Source organism: Clostridium sp., from assembly GCF_036639235.1.
Classification (GTDB): Bacteria; Bacillota; Clostridia; order Clostridiales; family Caloramatoraceae; genus Clostridium_AB.
This window is the reverse complement of sequence record NZ_JAVWJB010000010.1, coordinates 23,268-37,164: the sequence shown is the minus strand read 5'-3', so window position 1 is coordinate 37,164 and position 13,897 is coordinate 23,268. Positions and strand designations below refer to the sequence as shown.

At 30.1% G+C, this 13,897-nt stretch carries 15 protein-coding genes and 1 pseudogene; 6 read left to right on the top strand and 10 right to left on the bottom strand.

From position 1 onward, the window contains the following. Positions 1-254: 254 nt before the first annotated feature. Genes RR539_RS04580 through RR539_RS04570 form a run of 3 tightly spaced genes read right to left on the bottom strand, consistent with a single transcriptional unit; the run spans position 255 to position 2,748 of the window. Positions 255-809 carry an ANTAR domain-containing response regulator gene (locus tag RR539_RS04580; protein ID WP_332473636.1) on the bottom strand — a complete coding sequence of 185 codons (555 nt, stop codon included), beginning with the start codon at positions 807-809 and terminating at the stop codon, positions 255-257. Positions 810-815: 6 nt separating this feature from the next. Continuing rightward, entirely contained in the window at positions 816-2,108 is a 1,293-nt protein-coding gene (gene glnA, locus RR539_RS04575) for a type I glutamate--ammonia ligase (protein WP_332473637.1), read from the bottom strand. A 10-nt stretch (positions 2,109-2,118) separates the two neighbouring features. Then, on the bottom strand, positions 2,119-2,748 hold the full coding sequence (locus RR539_RS04570) for a CvpA family protein (RefSeq protein ID WP_332473638.1): 630 nt from the start codon (positions 2,746-2,748) through the stop codon (positions 2,119-2,121). A 197-nt stretch (positions 2,749-2,945) separates the two neighbouring features. Here RR539_RS04570 and ytvI point away from each other — a divergent pair, with 197 nt between their 5' ends. After that, a complete protein-coding gene (gene ytvI, locus RR539_RS04565) occupies positions 2,946-3,995 on the top strand; it encodes a sporulation integral membrane protein YtvI (RefSeq protein ID WP_332473639.1) in 1,050 nt (349 codons plus the stop codon). A 65-nt stretch (positions 3,996-4,060) separates the two neighbouring features. After that, a complete protein-coding gene (yyaC, locus tag RR539_RS04560) occupies positions 4,061-4,642 on the top strand; it encodes a spore protease YyaC (protein ID WP_332483579.1) in 582 nt (193 codons plus the stop codon). Positions 4,643-4,697: 55 nt separating this feature from the next. Here the strand turns inward: yyaC and RR539_RS04555 are convergent, their stop codons facing one another. The 5 genes from RR539_RS04555 to RR539_RS04535 all read right to left on the bottom strand — a co-directional run bounded on the left by RR539_RS04555 (position 4,698) and on the right by RR539_RS04535 (position 9,534). Further along, positions 4,698-6,245, bottom strand: a complete 1,548-nt coding sequence (locus tag RR539_RS04555) for a hypothetical protein (RefSeq protein WP_332483580.1) — start codon at positions 6,243-6,245, stop codon at positions 4,698-4,700. An 11-nt stretch (positions 6,246-6,256) separates the two neighbouring features. After that, complete coding sequence (locus tag RR539_RS04550; RefSeq protein ID WP_332483581.1) at positions 6,257-6,991, bottom strand: ABC transporter ATP-binding protein; 735 nt, start codon at positions 6,989-6,991, stop codon at positions 6,257-6,259. Positions 6,992-7,167: 176 nt separating this feature from the next. Beyond that, the gene (locus RR539_RS04545) at positions 7,168-7,821 is read right to left on the bottom strand and encodes a DUF4446 family protein (protein WP_332474588.1); all 654 of its coding nucleotides are present in this window, start codon (positions 7,819-7,821) and stop codon (positions 7,168-7,170) included. Positions 7,822-7,904: 83 nt separating this feature from the next. Beyond that, positions 7,905-8,765, bottom strand: coding sequence for a ParB/RepB/Spo0J family partition protein (locus RR539_RS04540; RefSeq protein ID WP_332474589.1), 861 nt, complete (start codon positions 8,763-8,765; stop codon positions 7,905-7,907). Next, positions 8,758-9,534, bottom strand: a complete 777-nt coding sequence (locus tag RR539_RS04535; protein ID WP_332474590.1) for a ParA family protein — start codon at positions 9,532-9,534, stop codon at positions 8,758-8,760. Before RR539_RS04535 ends, RR539_RS04540 begins: the two co-directional genes overlap by 8 nt. A 100-nt stretch (positions 9,535-9,634) precedes the next feature. On the opposite strand from RR539_RS04535, the gene RR539_RS04530 reads away from it, so the two are divergent. Continuing rightward, complete coding sequence (locus RR539_RS04530; RefSeq protein ID WP_332474591.1) at positions 9,635-9,904, top strand: TMEM165/GDT1 family protein; 270 nt, start codon at positions 9,635-9,637, stop codon at positions 9,902-9,904. Positions 9,905-10,009: 105 nt separating this feature from the next. On the opposite strand, the pseudogene RR539_RS04525 reads toward RR539_RS04530, so the two are convergent. Continuing rightward, positions 10,010-10,156: pseudogene (locus RR539_RS04525) on the bottom strand ((2Fe-2S)-binding protein); the annotation flags it as partial. Positions 10,157-10,362: 206 nt separating this feature from the next. On the opposite strand from RR539_RS04525, the gene RR539_RS04520 reads away from it, so the two are divergent. The 3 genes from RR539_RS04520 (at position 10,363) to RR539_RS04510 (ending at position 12,818) form a co-directional block, all read left to right on the top strand. Further along, positions 10,363-11,736, top strand: coding sequence for an MATE family efflux transporter (locus RR539_RS04520; RefSeq protein WP_332500230.1), 1,374 nt, complete (start codon positions 10,363-10,365; stop codon positions 11,734-11,736). Between the two features lie 75 nt (positions 11,737-11,811). Then, positions 11,812-12,420 carry a class I SAM-dependent methyltransferase gene (locus RR539_RS04515; protein WP_332474593.1) on the top strand — a complete coding sequence of 203 codons (609 nt, stop codon included), beginning with the start codon at positions 11,812-11,814 and terminating at the stop codon, positions 12,418-12,420. Then, positions 12,420-12,818, top strand: a complete 399-nt coding sequence (locus tag RR539_RS04510) for a GNAT family N-acetyltransferase (RefSeq protein ID WP_332474594.1) — start codon at positions 12,420-12,422, stop codon at positions 12,816-12,818. The genes RR539_RS04515 and RR539_RS04510 overlap by 1 nt, the downstream gene beginning before the upstream one ends. Before the next feature lie 117 nt (positions 12,819-12,935). On the opposite strand, the gene RR539_RS04505 is transcribed toward RR539_RS04510, so the two are convergent. Continuing rightward, a complete protein-coding gene (locus tag RR539_RS04505) occupies positions 12,936-13,802 on the bottom strand; it encodes a DMT family transporter (RefSeq protein ID WP_332474595.1) in 867 nt (288 codons plus the stop codon). Positions 13,803-13,897: the final 95 nt, after the last annotated feature.

The window sequence follows — 13,897 nt, the reverse complement described above, 5'->3', positions numbered from 1 at the left end:
TTAGTCATCCCAATACTTTATTAGCAATATCTTATTATCCTAACAACCCAAATTATTCTAATTATTTCTAATTTTTAAGTATTACATACTTGAGAATACCATTGTCATCCCAGACAATAAAAAATAACCCTGTATTTATACAGGGTTATTTTTTATAATTTATTTATTTAACATTGTTCCACGTGGAACATATTAATTATTAATTTCCCACCCCACTATTTTAAAAATAAAATTAGCCTTACAATCTTCTAAGGCTAATTTTTTAGTAAGTCTATTAATAATAAGGATATCTTATACATTGTAGTTTTCTTATCCATGCTTTTTTTTCTAATGTATGTATAAGCTTTTTCTTCATCTATAGAATACTTGTCCATAAGCATTTTTTTAGCCTTGTCTATTACCTTTTTTTCTTTCCTTTTCTTTTCTTCTTTAAGTATATATTCAAAATCCTTAACACTCTGACTTAAAATATAATCAAGCTCATTATAATCTATAGGCTTTTTAAGGTAGGTTTTTACTTTTTTTAAGGAGAGAGCTATTCTATATTGAGACGCTTCTCCCTTAAAACTAATTATACAGGGGCAAATTCCCTCACCCTCTAATATTTCTCCTATTTCAAACCCAGATATACCCTTCATGTTAGCTTCAACTATTACTATATCTGGATTAAGACTTCTTATCTTTCTAAGGAGACTTGGACCTGATGTATCCCACCCAATAACCTGATGTGATAATCCTGATAACTTGAATTTTAGCCCTTCTAAAAAATCAATGTCATTATCTCCTATAATTATCTTATAACTTTCCATTTTAGATTAAAATTTAGTAAGATACTTTTCTATTTCCCATGAAGTAATTCTACTTCTGTAATCTTCAAACTCTATTTTCTTAGCCTCTACAAAGGTTTTAAAAATATGTTCTTTAAGGGCATCTCTTATAACTATATCATTAGATAAGCACTCAATAGCAGTTTCTAATGATTGAGGTAACTTGTCATATGTTCCACCATCTTCTATTGGTCTAATTGGTTCTATTTTGTTCTTAATTCCATCTATACCAGCCTTAATAATAACAGCAAAAGCAAGGTATGGGTTACATGATGGGTCTGGGTTTCTAATTTCTATTCTTGTATCCATTTTCCCATATGTTGATGGAACCCTAATAAGTGGTCCCCTATTTTTGAAGCTCCATGCAATATTAATAGGTGCTTCGTACCCAGATACAAGTCTCTTATAGCTGTTAACAGTAGGATTAGTAATAGCACACATACTTCGAGCATGCTTAAGTACTCCCCCTATAAAATACATTGCATCCTGAGATAGTCCTCCCCCAAGGTACCCCTTAAATGCATCTTCTCCATTTTTGTACATTGAGAAGTTAAGATGCATTCCACTACCTGCCTCCTTAAATAAAGGCTTTGGCATAAATGTAGCATGAAGACCATGGTTTTTAGCTACTTTTCTAACTATAGTTTTAAATGTTACTATCTTATCCGCTGCACTTATAGCATAGTCCTTTTTAAGGTCTATTTCATGTTGTCCTGGTGCAACCTCATGATGGGAAGTTTCAACTTCAAAGCCCATTTTCTTAAGTGTAACAACCATATCACGTCTCGCATTTTCTCCAAGATCCACTGGAGCTAAATCAAAATACCCTGCATCATCATGTGTATTAAGTGTTGGCTTTCCGTTAGAGTCTGTATGGAATATATAAAATTCACATTCAGGGGCAACATCTATTTTATATCCCATTTTCTCTGCTTCACTTAATGCACTTTCAAGTATGTATCTAGGGTCTCCCTTAAATGGAGTATTATCATCATTAAGTATATTGCATATAACCCTAGCCTCACGGCCAAAACTACCTCTCCAAGGATAAATAACAAATGTATTAAGATCAGGTTTTAGATGCATATCCTTTTCTTCAACTCTAACAAAACCATCTATACTTGAACCATCAAAGGTAATCTCCCCTCTAAGTCCACGTTCTATTTCTTCACCTGTTATAGCAATGTTTTTCATAACACCGAATATATCAGTAAATTGCATATATAAAAATTCTATTTCTTCCTCTTCAATAATCTCTAATATTTCTTCTACAGTTTTCATAATAACCTCCCTACATATGTACTACGCCCTTAACAGAGCCTACTATAAGCCCCTTAAGCAGTATAGTTATAATATTGTACTTAATAAATAAATTAGCTAGGGTAGAACTACTTATTAATGTGTAGAACTGATTACCCTCACTTAAAATCGGAAGTATTGGAATAATAAAAACAAATCCTATATTAAGTATTATAATCCACTTTAAAACACCTAATATTCCTCCAAGAACACTATCTATAGGACCGAAAAACGACTTCTTCAAATTCTTTCTAATACCCTGCTTTAATATGCTTATTATAATAGTAACAACTATAAAAAGTATTAAAAAAGAAGCTACATATATAACTCCCTGGGTTAAAAAATCAACCATAGAAGCTCCACCCGAATTAAATTTATTTATGATTATCTTAGTGTATTCATTAAACTCATTAACTCTCCCTTGAATTACTGAGCCTATACTCTTCGGTATGTCTGTGTAATTATAGATTAACATAGAAAAGGTTTTCGTAAATATATAACTGACTAAAATACCTGCTATAAGACCTAGAATATTTAGTATGGATATAATAAGCCCTCGCTTTGCACCCATAATAAGCCCAAGTCCTAACACAATTATAATACCAAGGTCTAAATAATTCATATCTTACCACCTTTGACAAATTTAATTAATTCTTAATGTTTATAATCCATATTATAGTGTTATAATATCAAATAAGCAAAACTATATTTAAATAGTGTGGAATTTTTTATTTTATACTATTAATATATAATTTATATCGTCTCTGTTTATTATAATTATGGACAGATATACATTAAATTAGAATAGGGGGTTAAAATTTGTTTGATCCAGTTTTACTTGCGAAACTTAAGAAAATTAGTATATTCCTTATAGTGTATACTTTACTTTTCGTAGGTTTCTTCTCAACAATTAAATACACATTACCATTTGTTTTAGCATTTTTGATTGCTTTTTTAATGAAACCACTTACTGAGTTTTTTAAGAGAAAGTTTCATATGTCCAGTGGATTCTCATCACTTATATCAACCATAATTTCATTTTCATTAATAACACTTATATTGGTGCTATTAATAATGAAGGTTGCCACAGAATCTAAGGATATATTAGCCTCTCTACCTTCCATAGATATAGATGGTATTTCTAATTACTTTATGCTAAAGTTTGAATCACTTAAGCATTTTTATGAGAATCTAGACCCAACTATAATAACCCAGATTAAAGCACAAATTGCTTCGATTACATCAGGAATTATAGCTGTAGTTAAGTTACTACTAGATAAATTAATAGTACTAGCTATGTCACTTCCTCTTATAATTATGGTTATTTTAGTTACTTTACTTGCTACATTCTTTATATCAAAGGATTTACCTGCTATTAAGAGAAAGTGTCTATCATCACTTTCACCTGATGGCCAAGAAAAGTTTAAAAACTTTATATCTGAGGCTAACAAAATGTTATTCCAATATATTAAGTCATATGGAATTATAATATTTATAACATTTGTGTTAACTTGGATTGGATTTTCTATACTTGAAATAGAATACTCCTTTATGCTAAGTTTATTATCAGGTGTACTTGATTTACTACCTATACTTGGCATAGCTGCAGTTTACTTCCCGCTTGCTATTTACTACTGGATAATTGGTAACCACGCTGTTGCTATTATACTAGTTGTACTATACGCAGTTGTTACTGTAGTTAGAAATATTGTAGAACCAAAGCTTGTATCCTCATCACTGAACCTACATCCTGTAGCAGTACTTGCTGCTATATTTATAGGGCTTCAGGCTTATGGATTCCTAGGTATGATTTTCTTAATCTTCCTAATGCTTTTCTACAATATATTAAAGAAAGTAAATGTTTTATAATTAATTGAATATAAACCTCCTTTTGTGGCAAGAATTAAGCTATAGCTACTTAAGGAGGTTTTTTTATGAACTCTAACAAATTCAATTTTTCTATTGATACTTCTAGTGATAATGCTGTTATGACTATTTGTTCATCTCTTAAGGAGATAATTAACCATATATATACCCCAAATAGACAGCTTATAGTTCTTTGTATAGGAACTGACAGATCTACAGGGGATAGCCTAGGACCTCTTGTTGGAACTAAGCTTCAAGAGTCACTTATTAATACTAATATTAAGATATTTGGAACCCTACATGAGCCTGTACATGCTAAGAACATAGAAGACAACATTGAGATGATTAACACTACATTCAACAACCCATTTATTATAGCCATAGACGCTTCACTTGGCAGAATAGACAAAGTTGGATTTGTAAGCATATTTGACGGTCCTATAAGACCTGGGGCAGGTGTTAATAAGAAACTTCCTCATATAGGTGATATAGGCATTACAGGGGTTATTAACGTATCTGGGTTTATGGAGTATATGGTACTTCAGAATACTAGATTATCAGTTGTAATGGACCTTGCTGATAAGATAGCATCAAGCCTGTATTTTACACTTAAAGATTACAGTTATCGCAATCTTAACGCACGAGCATAACAAAAGGGGATATATAACTATATCCCCCTTATTTTTAATTTATAGAAAACCTTTTCTATTTTATATCTTTATGTATTTTGTTAAGTTTAATTATTCCTATTACTAAAAACAACGCTCCTACACAAGCTACAGCTAATCCGTAAGTATAATTTACATTCATTCCTTCAACCCTTTTAGCCATTATTACAAATGGCATAGGAACTGCATTTAGAATTAGGGCAGGAATAAGCGCCTTTATAGATGAATCTAATTTAAATAATTCTCCTACCTCTAGAGGACTCCCCTTAAAAGTAGCTGCTCCCATACCTACATATAATATAGTTAACCCTATATAGGTTACTACAATAACCCCTGTGTATATTAAGATATCTAAATAACTACTTGAAAATACAATACCAATAACAATACACGTTATAAGACCTAAAGAATTTATTCCAAGAGCTAATATTACCTTAGATAATATTAATGTAGATATTTTAATAGGATATACCTTAAACATTTCAAGACCTCTTCCTTCCCTTGTAAAGGAAGTGATTGCAGCAAAGTTAATAAGGGTAAATCCTCCAAGTATTACTATAATACCAACCATAGCTATACTTTTAATAACCTCAATATATGGGCTATTAACACATATAATTAGTAGAGTAGTAGAAATTACAAATACCACACCTGTAGTAATTATAATATTAGTTCTTAATATTGGAACCCTCCATATTAGCTTTAAGTCTCTTATTATATTAGATACTATTTTAGTATTTGGATAATATTTATATTGATCAGTGGTTCCTCTATAGCCCTTACTTCTTTCTATGTTTTTCTTCATAATATCTATATACATATCCTCACCATGAAAATACATTCCGCATCCAATAAGTACTATAGTACATACCACATAAGTTAAGCTTATTCCAAGGCTAGCAAGAGGTAATAATCTATATATTTCACCTGAGTATATAAAATTACTAATAAAATCAAACTTGGTAGATTGATTAATAAGCCTTTCAAAATAATTTAAGGTTATAATAGTTATCACTACTATATTCAATGTAAACCCAATTATTAATTTATTGATTAGATTTTTTATATTGTAGTATATATAAACAAGTCCTATTATCACATATGTAATAAAAAGTGTTGCTCCAAATACTAATATAATAAATAATATAATTCCTAGATAAAAATCATAATTAACCTTACTATAGAATCCATAGGTTAATAACTGTATAGATAAAACTACAGGAATCAAGGTAACCCCAAGGGATTCTCCAATACTTTTCCCCAATATATAAACTCCCTTTTTAATTGGGTATATACTCATATATTTATAATCACTACCTAAGAATATATTATTTATAACTCCTCTTATACTAGCTATGCACCCAAATATAAACCCCATATTAAACAGACCACTTACCAAAATATACTCTTGTCCTACAACCTTAAAAGCACTATATAATCTTGCAAACAAAGCCTCTGAGGCTACTAGATAAATCATTATAAAACATAACATACCAAGTGACTTTGATAGGGTGTCGCCACTACCTAAAAATATATTAATTCCTTTTTTATAATTTATTTTAATAAGAGATATTATTTGTTTCATATTAATACCTCCTATTGTCTAGATTTAGCATCGCTAAACATATCTATATATATTTCTTCCAATGATTTCTTATTTCCATACCTATTTTTAAGCTTAGATAAATCACCATAATATAATGTATTACCCTTTTTAATTAAAATAATTTTATCACATAAATTCTCAACAATTTCTAGTATATGTGAAGATAGTATTATTGTGTTTCCAAGGCTTGAGTATTCCTTCATAAATACCTTTAAATCATATGATATTTCAGGGTCTAATCCATCAAATGGTTCATCTAAAACCCAAACCCTAGGACTATGCATTAGAGATGCTATAATCATAATCTTTTGCTTCATACCCTTTGAGAACTTGTCCATTCTCATATTAAGTTCATTAAATATAGAAAATCTTTTACTTAATGTTTCTATCCTCTCTTTTCTTACCTCACTACTTAATTCATACATATCACTAACAAAATTAAGGTATTCTAATGCCTTTAAGCTTAGAAATTTATTTTCATCATCAGATACATATCCAAGTAGCATTTTCACTTCATATGGACTATTGATTATATTTAAATTATTAATGGTAATGCATCCCTCTGTAGGTTCTATTATTCCCATTAACATATTTATTATTGTTGTTTTCCCCGCTCCATTAGGACCAATTAATCCAACTATGCACCCTGACTCAATAGATAAATCTAAATTATTAACTGCTACATAATTTTTATATTTTTTACTAATGTTTTTAATTTCTATCATTTAAAAACCACCTTTTATATAATTTATAGCCTTATCTATTGTATATTTGACTTTTAATAATAATGAAATATTTATATGATACCTATATGTAAAATTATGTATTTTTGCTATTCCCATAATACTACCATTTTTTATTCCCTAAAGCAATAAAAAGCCGAGGATATCCTCGGCTTAACTTAACTATTTATGTCTCTAGATTCTATTTCGTCTATCTCTCTAAAGTCTTCATCTATATTTCTTTCAGATTCAACATTAGACTGTATTCTAGATGAAAAATCTCTTACATCTTGAATCTCATCTATATCTTCCATTCTATATCTGTTGTTATCTTCATATGCTCTATGAGCCCTATCTATTGCTTCTCTTTCTTCCTCTGATAAATCATACTTAGAAATACCATTGTCTATAGGCTTAGCAAATGTAGTAGAATCTGTTCTACCATATATTCCAGTTAAAATAATACCAGTATCACTTTCATCAAGTAGTGCTACTGAGAAACTAAGGTCACTTCCTATATCATCAAATGCCTTATATCTAACAATTCCAACCTTCTGAACAGATCCGCTTATTCTCTCATCAATTGACTTGTATGCTCTATGAATGTCTCTTGTGTAATCAAGAACTTCTTCAACCCTATCCCCATACTCAACAATTAGCTGCTCTAGATTATCCTTCTTAGATGTTCTAAATAACTTCTTGTATCTCTTGCTCATTCTGCTTAATTGAACCTTGTTAATAATTTGTAGCAGTATAAGTATTACTAATAAACCTAGTATACCTACCATTATTAATGTGTCGTATTCTTGAATAATCTCAAGGAACCTTTCCATAATGCTTATCACTCCCGTATTCTAGCTTAATATGTATATCTGCTTATTATTATGTTTCACGTGAAACATATAGGGGGCAGACCCTATTCTTTAGATAATATCTCAAGTATTCTGTCTAATTCTTCTTGGCTATGGAATACTATCTCAATCTTAGACTTTTTCTTTCCAAGGTTAATATTAACCTTAGTTCCTAGTATGTCTTGAAGTCTGTTTTCTGCATATCTTGTATGAACGTCTTTATTATCTGTAGCAGCCTCTGTAGTAACAGCAGCAGTATTATTTATATCTCTTACTAGTTTCTCCGTTTGACGTACATTTAATTCCTCATTTATTACTTTTTGAGAAATTTTAAGTTGTAAGTCCTTATCTTCAATACCAGCTAATATCTTACCATGACCCTCAGATAATTCCTTATTAGCAATTGAATCAATAACATCATCATGTAATGATAACAATCTCATATTATTTGTTATTGCTGTTCTGGATTTACCTACTCTAAGTGATATTTCCTCTTGAGTTAGGTTAAACTCCTTTGAAAGCCTTTTGTAAGCTAATGCTTCTTCAATAGGGTTTAGATCCTCTCTTTGAATATTTTCTATTAATGAAATTTCGGCTATTTCTTGATTAGAAAGTTCTTTCTCTATTATAGAAACCGTTTTCATTCCTGCTTTCTTCGCAGCTCTCCATCTTCTTTCCCCTGCTATAATTTTAAAGAATTCTCCCTCTTTCTTAACAAGAATAGGTTGAATCATTCCATGTAGCTTAATAGATTCTGCAAGTGATTCTATTTTGTCACTATCGAAACTCTTTCTTGGCTGTTCTTTGTTAGGGAATACATCGTCAATATTAACTTCAATACTAGCTCCCCTTACTTCTTCTTGTAGAATAGGTTCATCTGGTATTAATGCAGATAATCCTCTTCCTAAGGCTCCTTTTTTAGCCATTGTTCTCCCCCCTATCATATTCTAGAAATTCTGCTGCAAGCTCTTCATAAGCTCTAGCACCTCTAGATAATTTGTCGTATAAAAGTATAGGCTTACCATGGCTTGGTGCCTCTGCAAGTCTTACGTTTCTAGGTATAATAGTTGTATATACCTTTCCTTTGAAGAACTTTTTTACTTCCTCAACAACCTCAATAGATAGGTTGGTTCTTCCATCAAACATACTCATAACAACCCCTTGTATTTCAAGATCCTTATTTAAGCTCTTTTTTACAAGCTGGAATGTCTTCATTAACTGTCCAACACCTTCTAAGGCATAGAATTCACATTGAATAGGTATCATAACACTATTTGATGCTGTTAATGAATTTAGAGATAGTAGACCTAGGGAAGGTGGACAGTCTATAAATATGTAATCATAGTTATCTTTAACCTGATCAAGGGCATCTTTGACCCTTGTTTCACGACTTATCTTTGCTGTAAGTTCAATCTCTGCTCCTGCAAGCTCAACTGTTCCAGGTATTATGTCTAGATTTTCTAGTTCTGTACCCTTAATTGCTTTCTTTGGATCCTCACCCATTATTACATGATACATAGAATACTCAAGCTCGTCCTTATTTATTGATAAGCCACTTGTTGTATTCCCTTGAGGGTCAATATCTGCAATTAGCACCCTAAGCCCCATATTCGCTAAATATGCACTTAGGTTAATAGTAGTAGTTGTCTTTCCAACTCCACCTTTTTGATTAAATATACATATAACCTTCCCCATATAATTACCACCTTTATAAATAAATAGTATATTTTCTAATGTTCTATAATATATATTTTACCGTAAGACTAATTTATATTAAATACTTTAGGAGGTATTTATGTTAAAAATTATGTTGTCAACTTTTTTTCTTGTTTTTATAGCAGAGCTAGGTGACAAAACCCAATTAACAACTATGATGCTTTCAGCACAGTCTGGTTCTAAGATGGCAGTATTTATAGGCTCATCTTTAGCACTTATATGTGCATCAGTTATGGGGGTACTCCTAGGTGGAATATTAAACAAGTACATACCTGCTAATTTAATACAAACAGCCTCGGCTATTGCATTTATCGCTATTGGAGTAATTTTACTCTTTAATCGGGCGTAAGTCCATTATTAACATTCCTTAACCTAAAAGGTAGATTAACTAAATAATCTACCTTTTTATATTATTAAGAACTTTGTTTACAACGTAAACTATATCAGAATAACATCATTCTTTTTTTGGATTATTTTCTATACAATTAGAGTTTTTCATAGCTCCAGTAGCCATTATAACCTCTTTTACTGTTTTATTTCCCTTTTCTACTGCTCTTATAATATCCTCTTCTGTTACCCTATTACAGTAACATACGTACTCCCTTAAATCATGGTTATTATTTTCTTTATTATGTTCACATTTATGATTCATTATCTAAAATCACCTCACAAATTTCTACATACTAATTATATATAAAACTATAATTTAAAACTATAAAAATAATGTTTCACGTGAAACATTATTTCTTTATTTAATATTTTGGTATTATATATGTATTACTATAAATAATTTATAGGAGAATTTATATGAACCGATTAGACAGATTAGAAAAACTTCATCCATTAAAATCTATTATTATATTTTCTTTTCCTTCAATTGTAGCCCTTGTATTAGAATCTCTAACAGGTATAGTTGATACTGCCTTTGCTGGTAATATAGGTGGAGGCTCCACAGCGGCTCTTTCAGCTATGGGTGCACTAAACCCTATAATGTCTATGCTAGTTGCTATACAGCTGCTATTTGGGCTCTCAACAGGTATATTAATTGCTAAGAGCATAGGGGAAAACGACCGTGAAAAATCTATTACTATATTTCGAATAGGTTATTTACTTACAACCATTATAAGTATTACAGTTTCTCTTATTATATTAATATTTATGGACCCAATTATATCTCTACTTGGTGCAAGTGGAGAAACATTTATACTTGCTAAAAAATATCTTACCATTGCTATTATAAGCAATATTTTTAGCTCAATAGGATATATGTTGGTTAATATAATAAGATCAATTGGTCACCCTACAACTGAAATGATTATATGTATAGTAGCTACCATAGTAAATGTAACCTTAAACTATCTATTTACAATAGTTTTAGACTTTGGAATTACTGGAATTGCAGTTGCCACGTTATGTAGCGAGGTTTTATACTTTACATGGTCATTATATTATTTAAAGAAAATAAAATTCTATTATTCACCTAATATTAAATTAGCCATTGGTAATAGTAAGTATTCCTTTGATTTGTTTAAAATAGGGTTTGTACAATTTCTTATGCAGGCTATGCTTAGCCTAACTGGAATGATGGCAAATATAAAGCTTATAGAATTTGGTTCACTTGAGTATTTAGCTTGTAGAGCTGTTTTATTCAGTGTACTAACTCTTTTAATAATGCCACTTGCAGGACTTAGTGGAGGTATACAAAATATACTATCCTTCTTTATAGGTCGTAAAAATAATACTATGATACTTAGGGTTCTTAAGTATTCTCTCCTTATATCCTTTATTTATGGACTAGGAGTGTATCTACTTATTATAATTAAGCCAGCAGTAATTATAGGTATATTTACATCCTCCCCTGAGGTTGTTAGGCTTTCAAGTGGAATTATAGGATTGTTTTTAATATCCTTCCCACTTAGTGGTGTCTTCTATATACTAATAACCTTTATGCAGGTTAATGAACTTGAGAAATCAGCTATGATATTAACTATATTACGTCAGGTTATATTATTCTTACCCTTAATTTTCATACTCCCTATATTATTTAAAAACTCACCACTAGGAATTAATCAAGGACAATCCGTATTCCTAGCTACTCCTATAAGTGATATTATCGTTATTCTTATTTCACTTATATATTTATATAAATTATCACTTAAATATAAACTTAAGGCTGCGTAGCAGCCTTTTTTATTGACTTACTTTCGCAATAATAGTAATATTATAGAAATTTATTTAATTATAGGGAGATCATATATGAAGGGTGTTCAAGATTTTTATAATGAAACAGCCCCTGATTGGGCTGATAAGTGGTATGAGGATACTAGCCTTATACCATATTTAAAAGAATTTTTTAGCTTTTTACCTAATAATCCACGTGTACTTGATTTATGCTGTGGTGCAGGCTATGAAAGCATGAGAATGGCATCACTTGGAGCTGAGGTTGTTGGTCTTGACTTCAGCGCAGAAAGTATAAATGTTGCTAAAACAAGAAATCCTAACATTAAGTTTATTAATGAGGATATGTTAAATGATTATAGTTATATTGGTAAGTTTAACGGATGTGCTGTTATAGCTGGCCTTGTACATTTAACCGAAGATAAGCTTAATATGGCTTTTCAGAGAATATCCTCTGTACTTTACGATAATGGTTACCTTTTTATAGTTGTGGAAGATGGACAAGGTAAAAATTCTGAATCTAGTTTTGTTAATATTAATGGAATAGACTATGATAGGGATTTTTATAGACACTCACTAAATACACTTATAGCTTCATCTAAAAATATTTTTAAATATATTAAAGAAATAAATTTAGATAATGACCCATTATGGAAATACTATATATTTAAAAAGGAAGTGGTTTAATGTCAATAGATAGTTTAGTTAATTCTAAGCTAAAAATTAATCAGGATTTATGTACAAAGCTATTAGATTATAACTTAAGTTATACAGAGGATATTACTAAATCTAAATTTAATATTTTTTTATTAAACAGTCAGGGTATTAAGGTAGCTGGTATTATGGGGAAACTTGAAGATAATTATTTAGAAATATCCTATCTTTGGGTAGATGAAACACTTAGAAATAAAGGACTTGGAAGTAGTATTATTACTCAATCAGAAAACATAGCATTATTTATGAAATATAAATATATTTATCTTACTACACCATTGAACAGATCCTCTAAATTTTACGAGAAACTTAACTATATTAAATCTACAGATTCCTCAATATATTCCTACTATAAATTACTAAAAAAATAGACTATATTAATTAAAATATAGTCTATTTTTATTTATAACATCTATCTACTTTATAACTTTTATAACCATTATGAATACCTATTGTAATTATCATGTTAATATTTAATAAAATATCCATTAGCCCTTATCCTTAGCTAATATAATTGCTGAAGCAATAATTAACAACGTTCCAATAATAAGTGCAAATGATAACTTTTCTGAAAAGAAAATAACACCACATATTATACTTACTATAGGCTCAAAAGTAGCCAGTATTGTTGCTGATGTAGCCCCTATAGACTCTATTGCCTTAAGTAAAAGCACAATAGGCACTATTGTTGATATTATAGCTATACCAAAATATGATCCTATTACAGGCAAATTACAAACCCAAGCTATTTCCCCTCTTGTTAATCCATATATAGCCATTCCAATAAAGGCTCCAAAGCTTACGTACATAGTAGCAATCTTATTATCCATAAGCTTTATAGGCTTAAGTCCAAGTCCTATAACTGTTCCTGCATAAGTAACACCTGATATAAGAGCTAAAATAACTCCAAAAGTGTTTAAGGTTGTACTTTCAAATGCAACTAAGGAATATACTCCAAGACTAGCGGTAATTATTGATATAATTTTGCCTCTACTAACTTTCTCCTTATATGCAAAAAAACTAAATACACAAATAATAACAGGATAAGTAAAATGAAGTGTTGTAGCAAGACCTCCATCTAAGTATACATATGATAAAAATAATGTTTCTGTTGTAATAGTATATCCTAATATTCCTATTAAAAAGAGCATTAACAATTGCTTTCTATCTATTTTTATACTAACTCTTTTTATAAGTAAGTAAGCTAGTAAAAGAATAAAAGCAATTAGAAATCTAAACATTAATAAAGATGTAGAATTTGATCCATTCATATAAGCTATTTTAGCAAATGTAGGACCAAGCCCAAAGGCTGCTGAAGATATTATTGCATAAATAAATCCCTTATAACTATTCATAATAACCTCCTTCATACTATAATTTTGTACTTACTATTTCTTTTTTTGATAATTATCTACACAAATACAAAAGCTAGGATTCTATATATTTCTAC